This is a genomic window from Aquimarina pacifica, from assembly GCF_000520955.1.
GTDB lineage: Bacteria > Bacteroidota > Bacteroidia > Flavobacteriales > Flavobacteriaceae > Aquimarina > Aquimarina pacifica.
This window is the reverse complement of sequence record NZ_JACC01000065.1, coordinates 1-18,545: the sequence shown is the minus strand read 5'-3', so window position 1 is coordinate 18,545 and position 18,545 is coordinate 1. Positions and strand designations below refer to the sequence as shown.

9 protein-coding genes are annotated in these 18,545 nt (G+C 36.5%); 2 read left to right on the top strand and 7 right to left on the bottom strand.

The window, feature by feature from the left end; translation table 11 throughout:
- The 7 genes from DZ60_RS24550 to DZ60_RS0121305 all read right to left on the bottom strand — a co-directional run.
- Positions 1-6,758 (bottom strand): HYR-like domain-containing protein (locus tag DZ60_RS24550; protein ID WP_025744046.1); only part of this gene is annotated, 6,758 nt, incomplete at its 3' end.
- Positions 6,759-7,183: 425 nt separating this feature from the next.
- Positions 7,184-8,197, bottom strand: a complete 1,014-nt coding sequence (locus tag DZ60_RS0121330) for a glycosyltransferase family 2 protein (RefSeq protein WP_025744045.1) — start codon at positions 8,195-8,197, stop codon at positions 7,184-7,186.
- 30 nt (positions 8,198-8,227) lie between these two features.
- Entirely contained in the window at positions 8,228-9,220 is a 993-nt protein-coding gene (locus DZ60_RS0121325; RefSeq protein ID WP_025744044.1) for an NAD-dependent epimerase/dehydratase family protein, read from the bottom strand.
- Positions 9,221-9,302: 82 nt separating this feature from the next.
- Positions 9,303-10,232: a hypothetical protein gene (locus DZ60_RS0121320; RefSeq protein ID WP_025744043.1), complete on the bottom strand. Its 930-nt coding sequence runs from the start codon at positions 10,230-10,232 to the stop codon at positions 9,303-9,305.
- Between the two features lie 360 nt (positions 10,233-10,592).
- Positions 10,593-11,273, bottom strand: a complete 681-nt coding sequence (locus DZ60_RS0121315) for a hypothetical protein (RefSeq protein WP_025744042.1) — start codon at positions 11,271-11,273, stop codon at positions 10,593-10,595.
- Positions 11,274-11,360: 87 nt separating this feature from the next.
- Positions 11,361-11,942, bottom strand: a complete 582-nt coding sequence (locus DZ60_RS0121310) for a Crp/Fnr family transcriptional regulator (protein WP_025744041.1) — start codon at positions 11,940-11,942, stop codon at positions 11,361-11,363.
- A 78-nt stretch (positions 11,943-12,020) separates the two neighbouring features.
- Complete coding sequence (locus DZ60_RS0121305) at positions 12,021-12,716, bottom strand: cyclase family protein (RefSeq protein WP_025744040.1); 696 nt, start codon at positions 12,714-12,716, stop codon at positions 12,021-12,023.
- A 376-nt stretch (positions 12,717-13,092) separates the two neighbouring features.
- Between DZ60_RS0121305 and DZ60_RS0121300 the strand changes: the two genes are divergently transcribed.
- Positions 13,093-14,730: an ABC-F family ATP-binding cassette domain-containing protein gene (locus DZ60_RS0121300; protein ID WP_025744039.1), complete on the top strand. Its 1,638-nt coding sequence runs from the start codon at positions 13,093-13,095 to the stop codon at positions 14,728-14,730.
- Positions 14,731-15,027: 297 nt separating this feature from the next.
- On the top strand, positions 15,028-18,545 hold a 3,518-nt coding region (locus DZ60_RS23615), incomplete at its 3' end, for an IgGFc-binding protein (protein WP_025744038.1).

The window sequence follows — 18,545 nt, the reverse complement described above, 5'->3', positions numbered from 1 at the left end:
ACAGGAGCAGCGGGTTGTACTGCATCTGACAAACACTCGACAGTACTGCCTGCATCTACAGGAACATCGGGCGAAGTGGTTGTATCAATTGTATACGTATAGACATATGCAGAAGCATTGCCTGCACAATCAGTATAAGTAAAAGTATATATTTTTGAACCCTCACAAACGGGATCTGTATTTTCGGTAATCACAGGAGTAATTGCAACATCACATGCATCTAAAACCACAGGAGCAGCGGGTTGTACTGCATCTGATAAACACTCAACGGTACTACCTGCATCTACAGGAACATCTGGTGGAGTAGTTAAATCTATTGTATATGTATAGACATATGCAGAAACATTGCCAGCACAATCAGTATAGGTAAAGGTATAGATCTTTGAACCTTCACAAACGGGATCTGTATTTTCGGTAATCACAGGAGTAATTGCAACATCACATGCATCTAAAACCACAGGAGCTGCAGGTTGTACTGCATCTGACAAACACTCTACAGTACTACCGGCATCTACAGGAACATCGGGCGAAGTCGTTGTATCTATTGTGTACGTATAGACATATGCAGAAGCATTACCCGCACAATCAGTATAGGTAAAGGTATAAATCTTTGAACCTTCACAAAGGGGATCTGTATTTTCGGTAATCACAGGAGTAATTGCAACATCACATGCATCTAAAACCACAGGAGCAGTGGGTTGTACTGCATCGACCAGACACTCAACGGTACTACCTGCATCTGCAGGAACATCTGGTGAAGTGGTTGTATCAATTGTGTACGTATAGACATATGCAGAAGCATTGCCAGCACAATCGGTATAAGTAAAAGTATAGATCTTTGAACCCTCACAAAGGGGATCTGTATTTTCAGTAATCACAGGAGTAATTGCAACATCACATGCATCTAAAACCACAGGAGCTGCAGGTTGTACTGCATCTGACAAACACTCTACAGTACTACCGGCATCTACAGGAACATCGGGCGAAGTCGTTGTATCTATTGTGTACGTATAGACATATGCAGAAGCATTACCCGCACAATCAGTATAGGTAAAGGTATAAATCTTTGAACCTTCACAAAGGGGATCTGTATTTTCGGTAATCACAGGAGTAATTGCAACATCACATGCATCTAAAACCACAGGAGCAGTGGGTTGTACTGCATCTGATAAACACGCAACAGTACTGCCAGCATTCGCAGGAACATCTGGCGGAGTAGTTGTATCTATTGTATATGTATAGACATATGCAGAAACATTGCCTGCACAATCAGTATAGGTAAAGGTATAGATTTTTGAACCCTCACAAACGGGATCTGTATTTTCTGTAATCACGGGGGTAATTGCAACATCGCATGCATCTAAAACCACAGGAGCAGTGGGTTGTACTGCATCGACCAGACACTCTACAGTACTACCTGCATCTAGAGGAACATCGGGCGAAGTGGTTGTATCTATTGTATATGTATAGACATATGCAGAAGCATTGCCTGCACAATCAGTATAGGTAAAGGTATAGATTTTTGAACCCTCACAAACGGGATCTGTATTTTCTGTAATCACGGGCGTAATTGCAACATCACACGCATCTACAACGACCGGAGCAGTAGGTTGTACCGCATCTGATAAACACTCGACAGTACTACCAGCACCTACAGGAACATCGGGTGGAGTGGTTAAATCTATTGTATACGTATAGACATATGCAGAAGCATTGCCTGCACAATCAGTATATGTAAAGGTATATATTTTTGAACCCTCACAAACGGGATCTGTATTTTCAGTAATCACAGGGGTAATTGCAACATTACATGCATCAACAACCACAGGAGCGGTTGGTTGCAATGCATCAGCCAAACACGATACAGTACTGCCAGCATTCGCAGGAACATCTGGTGGAGTTGTAAGATCGATCGTATATGTATGAATATATGTTGATATATTATCGGAGCAATCACGATACAGGAATGCAAAAACTTTCTCCCCTTCACAGGTAATATCCGGATTTTCTGCTATTAATGGTGTAATTGTTCTCCCACAGGCATCAGTAACTGTAGGAGCGGTTGGTTGAATTGCATCTGCTAAGCATTCAACAGTACTTGCTGTATTAGGAGGAATCCCAGGAAGTATTGTTGTATCAATCGTATAGGTATATGTATATATATTATCGTTTCCTGCACAGTCTACATAAGTGAATGTATATATTTTTTCTCCTTCACAAACTGGATCTGTATTCTCGGTAATAGTGGGAACAATAGTCACACCATTGATGTCTTGGACTAAAGGCGTACTTGGCTGTACAGCACTGGCCAAGCATTCTACCGTTTCAGTATCATTTGGTGGCAAGTCCAACTCCGGCTCTACTGTAACTGTTACTGTGAATATTGACCCTTCGCATCCATCAGAACTGGTCGGGGTAACGGTATAAACAACATCCTGTAATACTCCACTTGCATTATTAAGGCTGTCAGAAATAATGCCTGAATCATTGGCAACCAAACTTTCACCAGTTACATTAACATTATTTGTAGCAACCCAAGAAAAATCTGAACCGCTCAAATCTACAATATTATCTAAATCATATGCCAATTCTTCATCACTACATATTCGTTCTGTTGAAGATGTACCAATAGGTAATGGATTTACTGTTACTGTAATTTGATATATCGTACCCGTACACCCATTAGAAATTGCCGTAGGAGTTATAGTATAAACAACATCTTGAGGAGTTGTAGTAGTATTGACTAAGGTATCAGTTATACTATCGTCTGTCGATGTTGATATTGTCTCACCTGTAACATCCGGGTTATCTGCTGCAATCCATGAAAAACTAACATCATCATTAAAGTTATCGATATTACTTATCAAATTTCGATTTTGAGTATCACCGCTACAAATTGTCGATGTTGGGTTAGAAAGAACGAGAGGTGTCTTTTGTACCGTAACGATATAGGTGTATTCATCTAGTAAAACCCCACCAATATCATACCCTCTTATGGTATATATAACCTCTTGATCTAGGTTTGTCACATTCACTAATGTATCTGTAATGCTAGATGTACTTGAAGTACTGGTTGTTTCTCCTGTAACAAGATCATTTTCCTCAGCCTCCCAACTAAATGTTACAACAGCTGGATCTACATCTAGTGTTAGATCATGAGCTAATGTATCCTCACTACAAATTGCTTCTACAGGGTGTACTGAAACTAATTCGTTAGCTGTTGGGTCTGTAAGGCTTCCTGTTCTTGGCGTTGCTGTTGCTGTTACTATATTGGTTATATCAGATTGATTACTTACATCGGTACTGGTGATTAAGTACGTTGCTGTCCAAGTTGCAATATCTCCTGGCCCTAATTCATCAACTTCATTATCAGAATTATCAGTATCTGTACCTGTTGTGGTTTGTAACTCTGGTCCTACTAAAGTTCCATTTCCAGAGTGTATATCACTGATAGATACGTCATCAAAAGTGACATTACCCGTATTCGTTACAACATATGTATATGTTACCGTTTGCCCTTCAAGAACATTATTTGTATCATCTGCCTCTTTGGTAACACTTAGTCCAACGGTCGTACCTAGTGGTACTATTGTTGGGTCATCTATACTTGATGTGATATCATCAGGGTCATCAGACAAATCAGTAATACTACCAGAACTAGGATCCTGTCCTCCCACAGTTGCAGTATTGACTACCTCACCAGCATCTAAATCTTCTTGTGTTATCGTGTGTGTAGCCTCAAAAGTTGCCGTTTGCGCAGGTGCAGAAGGTGATATAGACATAGGCTCAAGTAAATCAACCACATCATCTACACCATCATCGGTACCTGTGGTACTTATCAAAGTAACCGTATCGGCATTAGGATCCACAACATTAACATCGGTAATAGGTACGTTTCCGATGTTAGTGACAAAGATTGTATATGTGATTACCTGTCCCACTGTGTTATATGGACCATTAGTAGGTTCATCATCTACCTTAGTTACTTCTAATTGTCCAAACTGTGGAATCCCTACTACAGTAGAATCGTCTGGTGCCACGGTTGTAGGGTCATCAGAAATATCAGAGACCATGGTTCCCTCAACAGATTCTGTACCACTAGCTGTAGCAGAATTTGTGACATTACCATTAGTAAAATCAAGTGATACAATTGTATGTGCGGCAGTAAACACTGTAGATTCTCCTGCAGGAAGATTTGCAACAGATGACGGTGACAAACTACCCATATCAATATTAGAATCTGAGATTGTAATATTATCTAAACTTACATTTCCTGTATTGATGACAGTAAATTCGTAGGTTATTTGCTCAACTGCGGGAGAACCACCTACCATATTATCATACAGTCCATCTGGTGCTGGTAGTGCAATCTTCTCGAGTACTAAAGCTCCTTTTTGATCTATCAAAGTAACTGTAGGATCACTTGTCATGCTTGTTAGATCATCTGGATCATCTGATATGTCAGAAATTATGAAACCATTTGACAAAGTCCCTAGAGCAGTAGCCGAATTTACCACTTGATCGGCTTCTATATCATCCTGTGTAATGGTATGTGTAGCAGTAAAACTAGCCGAATCACCTACTCCCAAATTGGTCACAGATGCGGGTATTAAACTTCCTGAATCTATATTAGGATCAGAAATGGTTACGTTAGGTATGACTTGATCTCCGGTATTAGTTACTACAAAATCATATGTAATTATTTCCCCAACAGTATCATAACTACCATCTGTTGGAGCTCTGTCTGTTTTGGTCAATTCTAATTCATTATTGACTATGGTGATATCCTCTGTAGGATCATCTGTCAAAGCATTAGCCTCGACCTGATCTTGGGTGTTACTTATTGTATTTGTGACAATGCTTCCTGTAGAAACTTCATTTACGATAGCTTCTAGAGTTAAGGTATGTACTTCTCCACTGTACATATCCCCAATTGTCCAATTGGGTGCTATCCAGGAGCCAAAACTTGCCGTCGCATCGCTAAAACTTAATTCAGTGGGTAAGATGTCGTTAATAACGAGATTGCTAACCGGATTAACTCCTAAATGTTCGACCATAATAGTAAAGGTTACTACATCTCCCTCTATAACTGTATTAGTATCGGCTGTTTTTGTTATTACTATTTCGGGATCACAATTGTAGGCAGACAAAATTCCTGAATCATATGTACAGCTACCTCTTCTTACCCTTACGAAAAAGTCTCCAGGACCAGAGGGAGTATATGTATTTGTAGTCTCACCAACAATTTCTGCACCGTTCTCGAACCATTGGTAGGCATCAAAACCACCTGTGACTTCATAGACATCAGATCCTGGTAAACATCCTCCTCCTGTAATATCTAATTCAACAATAGGTACGGTGTCAAACCCAGAAAAATATCCTGCTATTCCGGCGCTAGAATTAACTCCGAAAAAACCAACCGCAATTGGACCTGTAGAAGTCACTTTCACATCTCCACTTAAGTTTGTTACTACAAATGTTTTCCAATCTGAGGTACCTGTAACTGCAATAGAAGATGGTAACGTAACAGGACCTGTACCATCTATTACTTCTATATTACCATCTGGTGTTGCTGTACTTGCCGTTATGGTGATACCGCCGGTATAGTTTAATCCTGCAACGTCACGAATATTATGGATGTTATCAAATGTTGGCGGCATTAAACAATTGACAGGCGCAATAAAATTAAGTCCTCCTGTTTGATTTGCTGTAGAACCTGCGATATATTGATATGCATATACTTCTTTAGAAGTAGTAACATACATATTACCTCCCGCTATCCCCGATGAATAATTAGATCCTGGGATCACATAATAATCTCCATTGTTTAATGTGGCGATTGAGGTTGCATTTCCATTGACGTAAATTTCTGTCCCATTTTGAGTTCCTATAATTATTGGAGTTTCATTAACATCTGTACCATTAGCTCTAACAAATACATACTCTCTACCCAAAACATTCTCTGGTACTGGTTGATCTATTCCTGCATCCCTATTGTTGGACGTTTGTAATGAAGCGCCATTTAGGTTTCCGTTAGAAACTGCAATTTTTTTATCGGATTGAATAGTTGCACCCAACCAACAATCAATATTTGCCGAAGAATTATTTCTAGGGGCTTCTAGAACATAAGATTCTCCGGCATCTAAAGTAATCGTTAAGTTATCATCAAGTATTCCATCTGCATCGCTACCGTCTCTAAATGAACAATCAGTGTCATAACCAAAAATATTAATTGTCGTATCATCATCTACAGCCATAATTCCTAATACAGCATTGAGCGTATTATTACCTATACCGTAATTAGGTCGACCTCCCCACTTAAAGAGTGTACCGAGTGCTGGTCTTCCTTTTGAGGTTAGAGATGTTCCTTGAGCACCAGACCTACCTCTATAGTTTACATAAAAATCTTCTCCTCCCGCGGATTCGAATCTTAACCCCGCATCTGTTAGTACTTTTCCCGTATTAGCCGTAGTAACCAGCGTAATACCGTTATTACCATTTGCCAAATTATAGGTTTGAGAATTGTCTTTGTCTAGCCCAGTTATAGTCGCTAAAATCGTAGTGCTATTTCCGCGATAAATATGTACATCAAATGCTGTTTCTTCTGGAGTTGACAAATAAATTCTTTGTTGATTAATAGAACCCGTTCCTCCATTTCCTTGCTTAAGTGGTGGTAAATAATGTAGGTCACTTAATTGTGCTTGAGTTACCAACACAGTAGTAATAACAATAAAAATAAGTAGGTAATATTTTTTCATACAATAACATGTTAGTATTTTCTCAGGAATACACTAATCTAAAATTATATGACAATGGGAATACTTCTTGAGGTAATTTTAAGGCACAAAAAATCGTTTAAGTGCAATAAAAAACGTTTAAAATCTCGTCCTATATTAGGTAAAGGGGCATAACTAGTATAGAAATGAAGGGGCAATTTGAATTCAAAAACTAAGATAAGCTAAATACACTTCTACTTGTATACGGTTATACCATAAATAAATAACTACAAAAAAGTAGGTGTTTGATTTTCTCTAAAAAAACAACGTGTTTTGTGTAAATTAACGTAATTACAAAAGCATTAGGGATAGTAGAGAAAATCCCACAGCCTGAGGCACGAAGAGCGAGGAATTGAAACGTATAGCCCGCTCGAATGCCATAAAATATATTAGCTTACTAGTATTAATTACGAAAAAAACCAATAATCAATAACAGGATCTTTTGCCCATTGAGCAAGGTTTTTTTCTATTTCTTCTTTTCCTGTTGGTGAGGCAACTACAATAATAATCTGAGGATTTTCTATTTCTTTGATATTTTTATAGTGTTCTAATCGTGTCCCATAGATATCTTTTCCTATTTTTTTTTGGTTATCACATACCCAATGAAATTGATCATCATAGGATTGTATTAGTTTAGCCATATCTTTTCCGTTACGCCCCGCTCCCCATAAAACCAGTGGTCTAGTTCTATCTCTATCCAATTCATAAAAAAAACGAAGTTTTAAGTCAAAATATCGATTGTCCTTATACTCATCCCATGTTCGTGAAATCCTATTGGATCGATCTCTCCAATAATGCAGGATCTTATCAATACCTACCACTTGCAATCTAGCTCTATAGAAACGAAAGCAGAGATCATAATCTTCGGGATAGATAATCGGATCAAAAGCACCAACGGCATCAAAATCATCTTTATGTAACAACCAGCAATGTGAGGGTATCACACATTCGCGATAGATCTCCTGATAATGTAAACTATTTTTTGCTACATTATTAAGCCATTTTTCATACCTAAGAAACCCATCACCTACCACTCCCTCATCAACAAAATGTTCTGTTCCTCCTGCTATTACAGTTCCTTTTCCATATTTACTCCATTCGTCTACCAATACCTGGATTTTATAATCAGGCATTTTATCATCAGAATCCATTCTATTAATCAATGTTCCTTTGGCATGGGTATACCCTACTTGTAACGTCGGTATTAATTTGGGTTTGTCACTATTAAAAAAGCGAATTCTTGGATCTTTGTTTGCATACTCCTGCAAAATCTGAGGGCTTGCGTCAGATGAATGGTCATTGACCGCGATAAGCTCCCAATTTTGATATGTCTGAGCTATAATAGAATCTAAACAATCATGTAAATAGGGAGCCGTATCTTTTACAGCCATTATGATTGTTACTAGAGGTTGATCTTTCATTATTTATTGAATTAAAAAAAATTCGGGAGTTTATTTCCAGGAATTTGGTAATTTCTTTTTGATTTCGATATTATCGAATGTTTCACTAAAACGACTGCCATGTGCTTTTACCCATAAAGCCATTTCCTTAAGCCCTTTTTCTAAACTTGTTTCTGTTTTAGGCCTAAACACTGTATTAAATACCGTATGATCTGCATAGGCATGAACTACTTCTTCTCGTTGTTCTAAATGTTTTATTTTGATAGTAGATTTCATTACACGAGTAACGGCTTCTGCAAGTTCTTTTACAGAAAATACCGTTTCGCTTCCTATGTTAAATGTTTGATTATATGCCTGTGATAGATCTACTGAGTCAGCAATATAGGGGGCTACATCGGCTATGTATGAAAATGCTCTTGTCTGCTGGCCGTCTCCAAAAATAGTAAGTGGTTCATTTTTCAATATTTGATTCATGAATATCCCCACAACATTGCGATACTTATCCCCTATGTTTTGATTGGGTCCATATACATTGTGAGGTCTAAAAATAATAAAATCCATTCCAAACATTTTCTGAGCATTCAATAGATCCTGTTCTACAGCATATTTTGCAATACCATACGGATCTTCGGGTTGCGGATATTGAGTTTCTACAAGTGGTAACGTATTCGTACCATATACGGCAATAGATGATGTAAAAACAAAACACTTTACTCCAAAATTAACAGATGCATTGATAAGGTTTATACTTCCGATAAGATTGTTTTGATAATTAAAATGTCGAATAAAATGGCTTAATCCCTCTGCTGCATATGCTGCAAGATGATACACATAGGTAAACTTATATTCTGTAAATAATTGATGAATCAATTCGATATCAAGGATAGAACCTTTATAAAACAATGCGTCGGGATGAATATTTTCTTGGGTACCGCCAGAGAGATCATCGAGAACGACTACTCTATGATCTTTTTTTAATAAATGATTCACTACATGAGAACCAATAAATCCCGCTCCTCCAGTAACAAGTGAGGTTATTTTCATTCAGACATTTACTTATAGATTATTTTTCTACTAAAACGGCAAAGATATTAGGTTCTTGATCTTATACAAATAAACCGTATCATCATATAACCTCCTCACTTACTTTTTCTTTTACCGTCTCCTGAGAAAAATACCATTTTGCACTATTCCCAACTTCTCTGTTACATTGATCTCTCTTGAAGTGTTTCCAATTTAAATTTTCATGTCTTACTTTCTTTTTATTTCTTTTGCGAGACACATATGATTCAATTCGGTATGATCTATTTTGGTACCTACCTTGATGTATCGTTCTTTGTATCAATCTTAAGTACCGGCTTTTGGGATAAAAAATATAGACTACAATAATTAAGGATATAAAAATACTTAGACCGACTAATTGAGACTCTATTGAGACAAGATTATAATTAACAATCAACCACTTTAAGGAAAATGTCACAACAAAGAAAAGTGGTATTCCTATCAATAAACTGATCAGTACAATTTCTCTTCTAACTAAATTTGTTTTTTCTATAAGTGTATGAAGTAGTCTAGGCTTGTGTATTGATTTTCTAATTTCGGACACAATAACTTTATCCTCTTTGGCTTCAATTGTTTTTTGATCAAAAAACACTTCCATATCTTCCTTTTCACCACTTTTAATATCACGCCATTTTACACGGTTATTACTCATTTTTTTTAATCCATAACACGAAACATAAGACTGCACAACATATGTTTCATATTCTTTTGCGCCTGCTTGTTTTGTTGTCCTTTTTATAAGTCTGTAGTAGCGATAAAAAACCCAACTATTTAAGATAAAAAGTAATATAGGTACTCCTGTAACAAAAACTGAAAATACACCTATATAATACCACCATGATCCACTATAAGTAACATTTAAAATTGCAACTAGAATTAGCAATAAAACCCCATACATAAATAACTGATCTACTACGTCTAAATGATTTGTGTTTGTATTATCATAACGATATGGTTTGTATATTGATTTCCTAACCTTATACTGTTTGTCCATTGTTTACATTTTTAATAAAAGTACTATTGATAGAGCGCCTTTTTGAAGAATAATGAGGCCTCTATAGGGCGCATGTAGCATTGATTAACATTACAACAAGTTGATAACTTAGAGAATGTCACTCTGAATATATACACTATTAGTATTAAAAAATTACATTTTGTTACAAAACGATTCCCATAAGTATTTTAGCTTTTATTCGAGTTATTGATTTGACATTTCCTAACATCGATTACTAAAAAAGTATATCAGGCCACCAAAAACAACATAAAAATCAGCGTATTACTAAACATACTGATGTGTTAAAATAGATTGATAATTCTCTATAGTCTTCGAGTATTTATCAGAAATTGCTAGTGCCTAGCCCTTCTTTATTAGCGTTACAAGTCTCAATATACTTGATACATGAGCAAACATAACAATGGGTACTATAACCGCGGGAAGCCAAACAAACGGAAAATAGGTAACTCCTACATTAGGCTGATCAAACGCCAGTTGCTGAATCGGTGTTTGAGCACTTAATATAGCGATCGTAACGATGTTGATTAGTAACCCGAGACAAACAAAGTTCCAGATTAATAACCCTTTATATCCTATTTTTTGATTAATGAACACAAAGTAATATAGTATAGGAGCCGTTAGCCCTGAAAGAATATCAAAGTTGTACCCTTCAAACGTCATTATTTCTGGTATCAATCCTTGTACAAAAAGATCATGTAATATAATTTCTACCGGTATACGAATGACATGAAGTAGGGTCAACCATTTGAGACTAAGGTTATCTATAAAAACAGTACTCCTTTTATTTAAAAATACAGCAAACATAAAAATAAACACGGGTCCTAATAGTAAGGTAAATCTTGGTGGAATTTTTCCTGTTTCTTGATAGAACCCTGACAGTCCTAATGCACCAACAAGAATCATCCAAAACAGTATTCCTAAAAAATATTTTTTATATACTGAAGCTTTAAGGAATAATAAAACAGTCAGAAAAGTAGTTGCTATGAATACTATAATGGTAAAGTTTGATATCTCTGGCATCTCATTAATGTTTTTAAATAATACCCAAAAGAAAGAAACACCGTACAAATTTCACTTGACATAAGTCAAGAAATCCCAAATTCAACTTTAATTTCCTATATTTTTTCTAATTCTACTGAGCGTGCTATCGGTAATCCCAAGATACGAGGCGACATATTTTAAGGGAGTATGCTTAATTATTTCTGGCCTTTGACCTACTAAGTTTTTATAACGCCGTTCTGCGGTTTGGTTAATCATTGCATAATTTCTCCTTTTGGAAGCTATAAATTCTTTTACCAAAATAGCACGACCAAAATCTCTAAATGCAGGTTTATCATGAAATAATGTATTTAATTCTTGATAAGAAATCCTATAACCAAAACAATCGGTAACAGCTTGAATATTTGCCTCAGAACGAACTCGGTTAAAAAAAGAAGTTATCTCAAAAACAATGCTATTTTGCGTAAAAATATCTGTAGTAATTTCATCCCCCTCTAAATCATACACAAAAGTTCTCATGACGCCACTCTCAAGATACAAATAATCATCACTTATATCATTTTCTTTTAGCAGGAAATCCCCTTTTTTGATAACTATAGGTCGAAAAGTACTCGTGATTTTATCAACATCAATAACTTCCATAGGGTTAATATGTTGAATAAATTTTTGTAGCGATTCAATATTCTTCATTTTTATTTCTTGGTAATTAATTTGTCTCTAGTTGAAGTGGTGAAAAATTTTGATTCTATGCTTGATCAATAGACGCTGTTAATCGTCAAATATTGCTACAGCCCTAACCGGGGACCCTGTTCCGCCCTTAATTTTAAGAGGAAACCCGATAAAACGAAATCTTCCTCTACCAATGAGTAAATGAAGATTGATCATATTTTCGTAGTGCGTAAACCCAAATTCTCCACAAATGTGATGAACTTCTTTATTGGATATCCCGGGAACTCCAGGAGACATAGTTTCTACTCCAAAAGCTGATATTTTCTTTTTGCCTAACCATCGGGCTGATTCAATTGTAATACCTGGACCACTACCCCAATGCCGATCTCCATAATGTTTTCTGTAATGATCTGTATACAATAAGATAGTATCTCCTTCTTTTATCTTTACATTGTCCCGCATACACGCTTCCTTGATTTCGTCTGAAGTAATTAGTTCTTTTAAGCCTTTATGAGAAAAATCTAAACAAATACCTTGAGTATAAAACATAGACAACGGCATTGTGTCAATAGATTGCCCCTGATACTGCTTCGCCATATGATTTATTGCATCCACATGTGTTCCTGTATGTTCTCCCAATTCTAACTTATGCACCGCTGGTGTTTTTATCTCGGGATTTTGTATTCCTTCCCATTCTTCATGAGAATTATGTATTGTCATTGTAACTTGAGGAAGATCCTTATAGACCGGCATCCCCTCATAAATTTCCTGACTTAAATCAATAATTTCTATCATTCTATATTGGTTATTTCCTACGTGTTGACAAACAATCAAATTTATACTATAAAAATAGAATTATTCTATTTTATATCTGAGAACATTTTGATATGTCCAGAGTATTCTTGTTAGCTATAAATATGGAAAATGATATGATCAAATAAAAAAATAACGAGTAGAAACATTAGTAAATATTTTAATTAAAACAACATTCTCTCATATAAACTTGATTATATATTGAAACTTCGTTTCGTAACTCTGAGATGTAAAAACATGATATAACGATAGTATTTCCTAGAGTTTAAGCCATATTAAGTTTTATTAGTCTACAAGTTAAATTAATCTCTGTACTCTACTTGTTTTTATTAGTTTTGCAGCATTAAAATAAAATCCTATGATTTCTGTAGATGCAATAGCCGTAGAGTTTAGTGGTCAAAAGCTATTTAGTGATGTTTCATTTGTAATCAATCCTAACGATAAGATTGCTTTAATGGGTAAAAATGGTGCGGGTAAATCTACCATGATGAAAATTATTGCAGGAGAGCAAAAAGCCACCAGAGGTAATATAAGATGCCCAAAAGAAGCGATCATTGCCTATCTACCGCAGCACCTACTAACCGAAGACAATTGTACCGTTTTTGAAGAGGCATCAAAAGCATTTTCGCATATTATGAGTATGAAAAACGAGATTGAAAGCCTAAACAAGGCTTTAGAAACTCGCACAGACTATGAATCTGATGAATACATGTCCATTATTGAAAAAGTATCTGATCTTGGTGAAAAATTTTATGCAATAGAAGATATTAATTATGATGCAGAAGTCGAAAAGGCTTTAAAGGGACTAGGATTTAAACAAGAAGATTTCGCCCGACTAACTAGCGAGTTTAGCGGTGGTTGGCGAATGCGCATAGAACTGGCCAAAATATTATTACAAAAGCCAGATTTGATTTTACTAGATGAGCCAACCAATCATATTGATATTGAGTCGGTCATTTGGCTAGAAGATTTCTTGATCAATAAAGCCAATGCAGTCATGGTTATTTCTCATGATAAAGCATTTATCGATACTATTACCAATAGAACTATAGAAGTTACTATGGGAAGAATTTATGATTATAAAGCTAACTACTCTCATTATTTACAACTAAGACAAGAACGAAGAGCACATCAAATCAAGGCATATCAGGAACAGCAAAAGTTTATTGCCGATAACAAAGCATTTATTGAACGATTTAAGGGTACTTATTCTAAAACGAACCAAGTTACCTCTAGAGAACGTATGCTCGAAAAGCTAGAAATCATAGAAATTGATGAAATTGATAATTCATCTCTTAAATTGCGTTTTCCTCCTGCCTCTAGATCAGGAGACTATCCTATTACCGTAAAAGATCTTACCAAAAAATATGATAACCATGTTGTTTTCAAAAATGCAAGCCTATCTGTTTCTAGAGGTGAAAAAGTCTCTTTTGTAGGTAGGAATGGAGAAGGGAAATCTACCATGATCAAGGCCATCTTAGGAGAAATTGATGTAGAAGGAACCTGTGAGCTGGGACACAATGCAAAAGTTGGATATTTTGCTCAAAACCAAGCCGCATTATTAGATCCTAATCTTACCATTTTTCAGACAGTTGATGAAGTTGCTAAGGGAGATGTTAGAACACAAATAAAAAATATTCTAGGTCGTTTTATGTTTGGTGGTGATGATATCGATAAAAAAGTTAGTGTTCTTTCTGGAGGAGAAAAAACAAGATTAGCCATGGTTAAATTACTATTAGAACCAGCTAACTTGTTGATTCTCGATGAGCCCACCAACCATCTTGACATTAAATCTAAAGATGTTCTAAAAGAAGCACTACTAAATTTTGATGGAACTTTAATACTCGTATCGCATGATCGTGATTTTCTTAGAGGACTATCAAACAAAGTCTTTGAGTTTAAAGATCAACGAGTTATCGAGCATTTTGAAACTATTGATGATTTCTTAAAACGAAATAAAATTGAAAATTTAAAAGAAATTGATCTAAAAAAATAGGAATAACCGTATACTATCCACTAGCCCATTTTTTAATATAATATAGCCTACTATTTTACCCAAACTAAGAAACTAGTAGTCCCTACAATATCTTCTTAATTATATAATGAAATTCCATTTATAATACGGATTAAACAGACGAACATTCATTTATTTATTTAAAAAAGTGTTTTTAATCGACACTTTTAGTGTTTTTATCGATATTTGAAATAAAGAATAGCTTTTTGAATTGTTAAATTTATATTAAAATAGTACTTTGAACAAAGATTTCTTAACCAACGAGAATTTAAAGTCTATATGAAAAAAATTACCCCTATATCGTCTGTTTTTATATACTCGTATACATTATTCTTTACGATTATTACTCTTTTTAGTTTTTCGAATTCATTCGCTCAATTTGACACTACATATTATATGCCTCCTGTTTGGGATACAGGACTTAGTCGAAGAAACAGCCCCACGTATCTAATAATTAGTACTTCGTATACATCAAGCGAATTTACCATTCAGACCTCTGATGGTACTACTTTAAATTATACGGGCACTGTTACTCAAGGGAGCCCAGTAACTTATAACTTGACTACCGCCCTAGGAACAACAAATGCATTTAATACAGAAGAAATGACCAAAGGGCTAATTATTACATCTACAAATCCTATTCAGGTAGTTCATGCTAATAATTCAGGAGAAAATAAAACATACACTACCCTAAAAGGCACTGGCGCATTAGGTCAGGATTTTTATGCTGCTTCGCAAACTAGAGTAATAGCAGCTCAATATGGATCTGGGGATGTGCATTTTATGTCTTTTATGGCGATAGAAGATGACACCGATATAACTATTCAAATGCCCGGAACCACCGTCCTAGAAGGAGCCGGAAATTTAGTAAATATAACCTTAGATAGGTTTGAGACATATCTTGTAAAAACGGCTGCAGGAAGCAACATAACCAATAATATAACAGGAGCCCATATTACCTCGAACAAAGATATTGCTGTACTTTCAGGAGGACAGCATTTACGTCAAAGTGGATCTGGCGGTGCAGGAGATGGTGGTATCGATCAATTAGTACCGGTGCCTATTCTAGATACTGAGTATGTTCTATCTAGAGGAAATACAGGATTAGATTATGTGATCCTTCTGGCAACAGAAGATGATACAGATATTTTTACTGACGGAAGTGGTACTGCTATCACTTTAGCCAATGCAGGAGATTACTACGAATTTGACCTTTCAGGAACGGTAGGAACTCCCCATTATGTCCTCTCCGACAAACCTATTTATGCATACCATGTATCTGGATACTCAAATAATGAAATGGGAATGTCTATTGTTCCTTCAATATTATGTAGAGGAAGTAAAGTGATTGACTTTTTAGAATTTCCAGGAGCAACCAATTCAGTGACTGTCATTTTGGAAAACTCAGGAATTCCTGATTTTACATTTAATGGCGAAAGCATTGCAGATTTGGGAGTTACAACTACAACAGTGCCTGGCCGCAGTGACTGGTCTACATTTGCAATTCCTGATAATAAGGTATTAAATTCAAATACTGCACTTTCGACAAATGCTTTTTATCATTTGGGTCTGTTGGTAGGGTCTGGCAGTGCAGGGACATTTGGCTTTTTATCCGGTTTTGAAAGGGTAGTTACAGCACTAGATCCAACAGAATTATTGCCCACAGAAGCCTACACGGTCGAAGCCACTTGTGACCTCAGAGGCACCACCGCTACGTTTCCACTAACCCTAGATGCAGCTTGCGGTACAACAACAATTACCGGAGCTTCTACTCTAGAAGCAACAAGCGCTGTAACATTCTCTAGCACTGGACTAAATACCTTTGATCTCGATTATGTAACTGGAGCTAGCTCTGTATATATTACCGATCTAATTACAGTTACATTTCAATCCGAAATTGGTGGTATTGTGCAAGCAACAGGAGAAGCTCAAATTACCGTAGTTATACCACCAAATATAGACGGAGATGGTGATACTGTTCCTGATTGTGCAGATCCAGATGATGACAATGATGGTATTTTTGATACTATAGAACTCGCAGGAACAAATGACCCTTTTGGAGATGAAGATGGGGACGGAATTCAGAATTTTATGGACGTGAGTGATGACGGAAATTTGGGCGATGGATCAACAGCAGATTATACAGATAGTAACAACGACGGAACACCCGATGTTTTTGACTTTGATAACGACGGTATTCAAAATCACTTAGATCTTGATAGTGATGGAGATGGGATACCTGATAATGTAGAAGCACAACCTAGTGATAGTGCTTCTTATACACAACCTAGCGGAACAGATCTCAATACTGATGGAATTGATGACAGTTATCCAACAGGAATAAATCCACAAAATACCGATACTTCTGACAATCCTGATTATTTGAATACCGATACTGATAACGACGGGGTTTCAGATACCATAGAAGCCTTCGACTTTAATAATGACGGAGCTTCTGATAGTACGCCCATAGGAGATTCTGACAACGATGGACTAGATGATGTTTTTGACAATAGTATTGGTGATTATGATGATGCTAACGGCAACATTATTACTAATGATCCTCAGAATGAATTAAATAATACCGACGCAACTGACGAACCTAACTATAGAGATAGTGATAATGACAATGACGGAAACCCTGATATTGATGATCTCAATCCTTTGTCTCCCGAAACTATGGATGATACTATTTCTCTGGTCGCAAATTTAACCACCGAAATAGACATACTGAGCAACGATGATTTTATTCCAGGAGTAAACACTTCTATTACCAATCTGGGAACAGGAAATGCAACAGGAACGATAACATTTGATAATCTTACAGGAATTATGGAATATACTCCTGCCTCAGGAGAAGAAGGAAGTCTAGTAACTGTAATTTATGAAGTTTGTAATACAACTGTAACTCCAAATGTATGTGAAAATGCAACAGTATGGATTACAGTAGAAAGTGATACCGATAATGATGGGGTATCTGATACCGATGAAGCAACAAACGGAACTGATCCTAACGATCCGTCAGAATGCGGGGATAGTGATGCTGATGGTTGTGATGATTGCTCAGCAACATCACCCACAGATTTTTCAATTGGATCTAATGTAGACACTGCCAATGATGGACCCGATAATGACGGAGATGGTATTTGTGATACAGGAGATACTGATGATGATAATGATGGTGTATCTGATACCGATGAAGCAACAAACGGAACTGATCCGAATGATCCATCAGAATGTGGAGATAGTGATGCAGATGGATGTGATGATTGCTCAGCAACAGCGAATACTGACTTTACTGCAGGATCTAATGTAGACACTGCTAATGATGGACCCGATAATGACGGAGATGGTATTTGTGATACAGGAGATACTGATGATGATAATGATGGTGTATCTGATACCGATGAAGCAACAAACGGAACTGATCCGAATGATCCATCAGAATGTGGAGATAGTGATGCAGATGGATGTGATGATTGCTCGGCAACAGCAAATACTGACTTTACCGCAGGATCTAATGTAGACACCGCTAATGATGGATCCGATAATGACGGAGATGGTATTTGTGATACAGGAGATACCGATGATGATAACGATGGTGTATCTGATACCGATGAAGCAACAAACGGAACTGATCCTAACGATCCATCAGAATGTGGAGATAGCGATGCTGATGGATGTGATGATTGCTCGGCAACAGCAAATACTGACTTTACTGCAGGATCTAATGTAGACACTGCCAATGATGGGCCCGATAATGATGGGGATGGTATTTGCGATACAGGAGATACCGA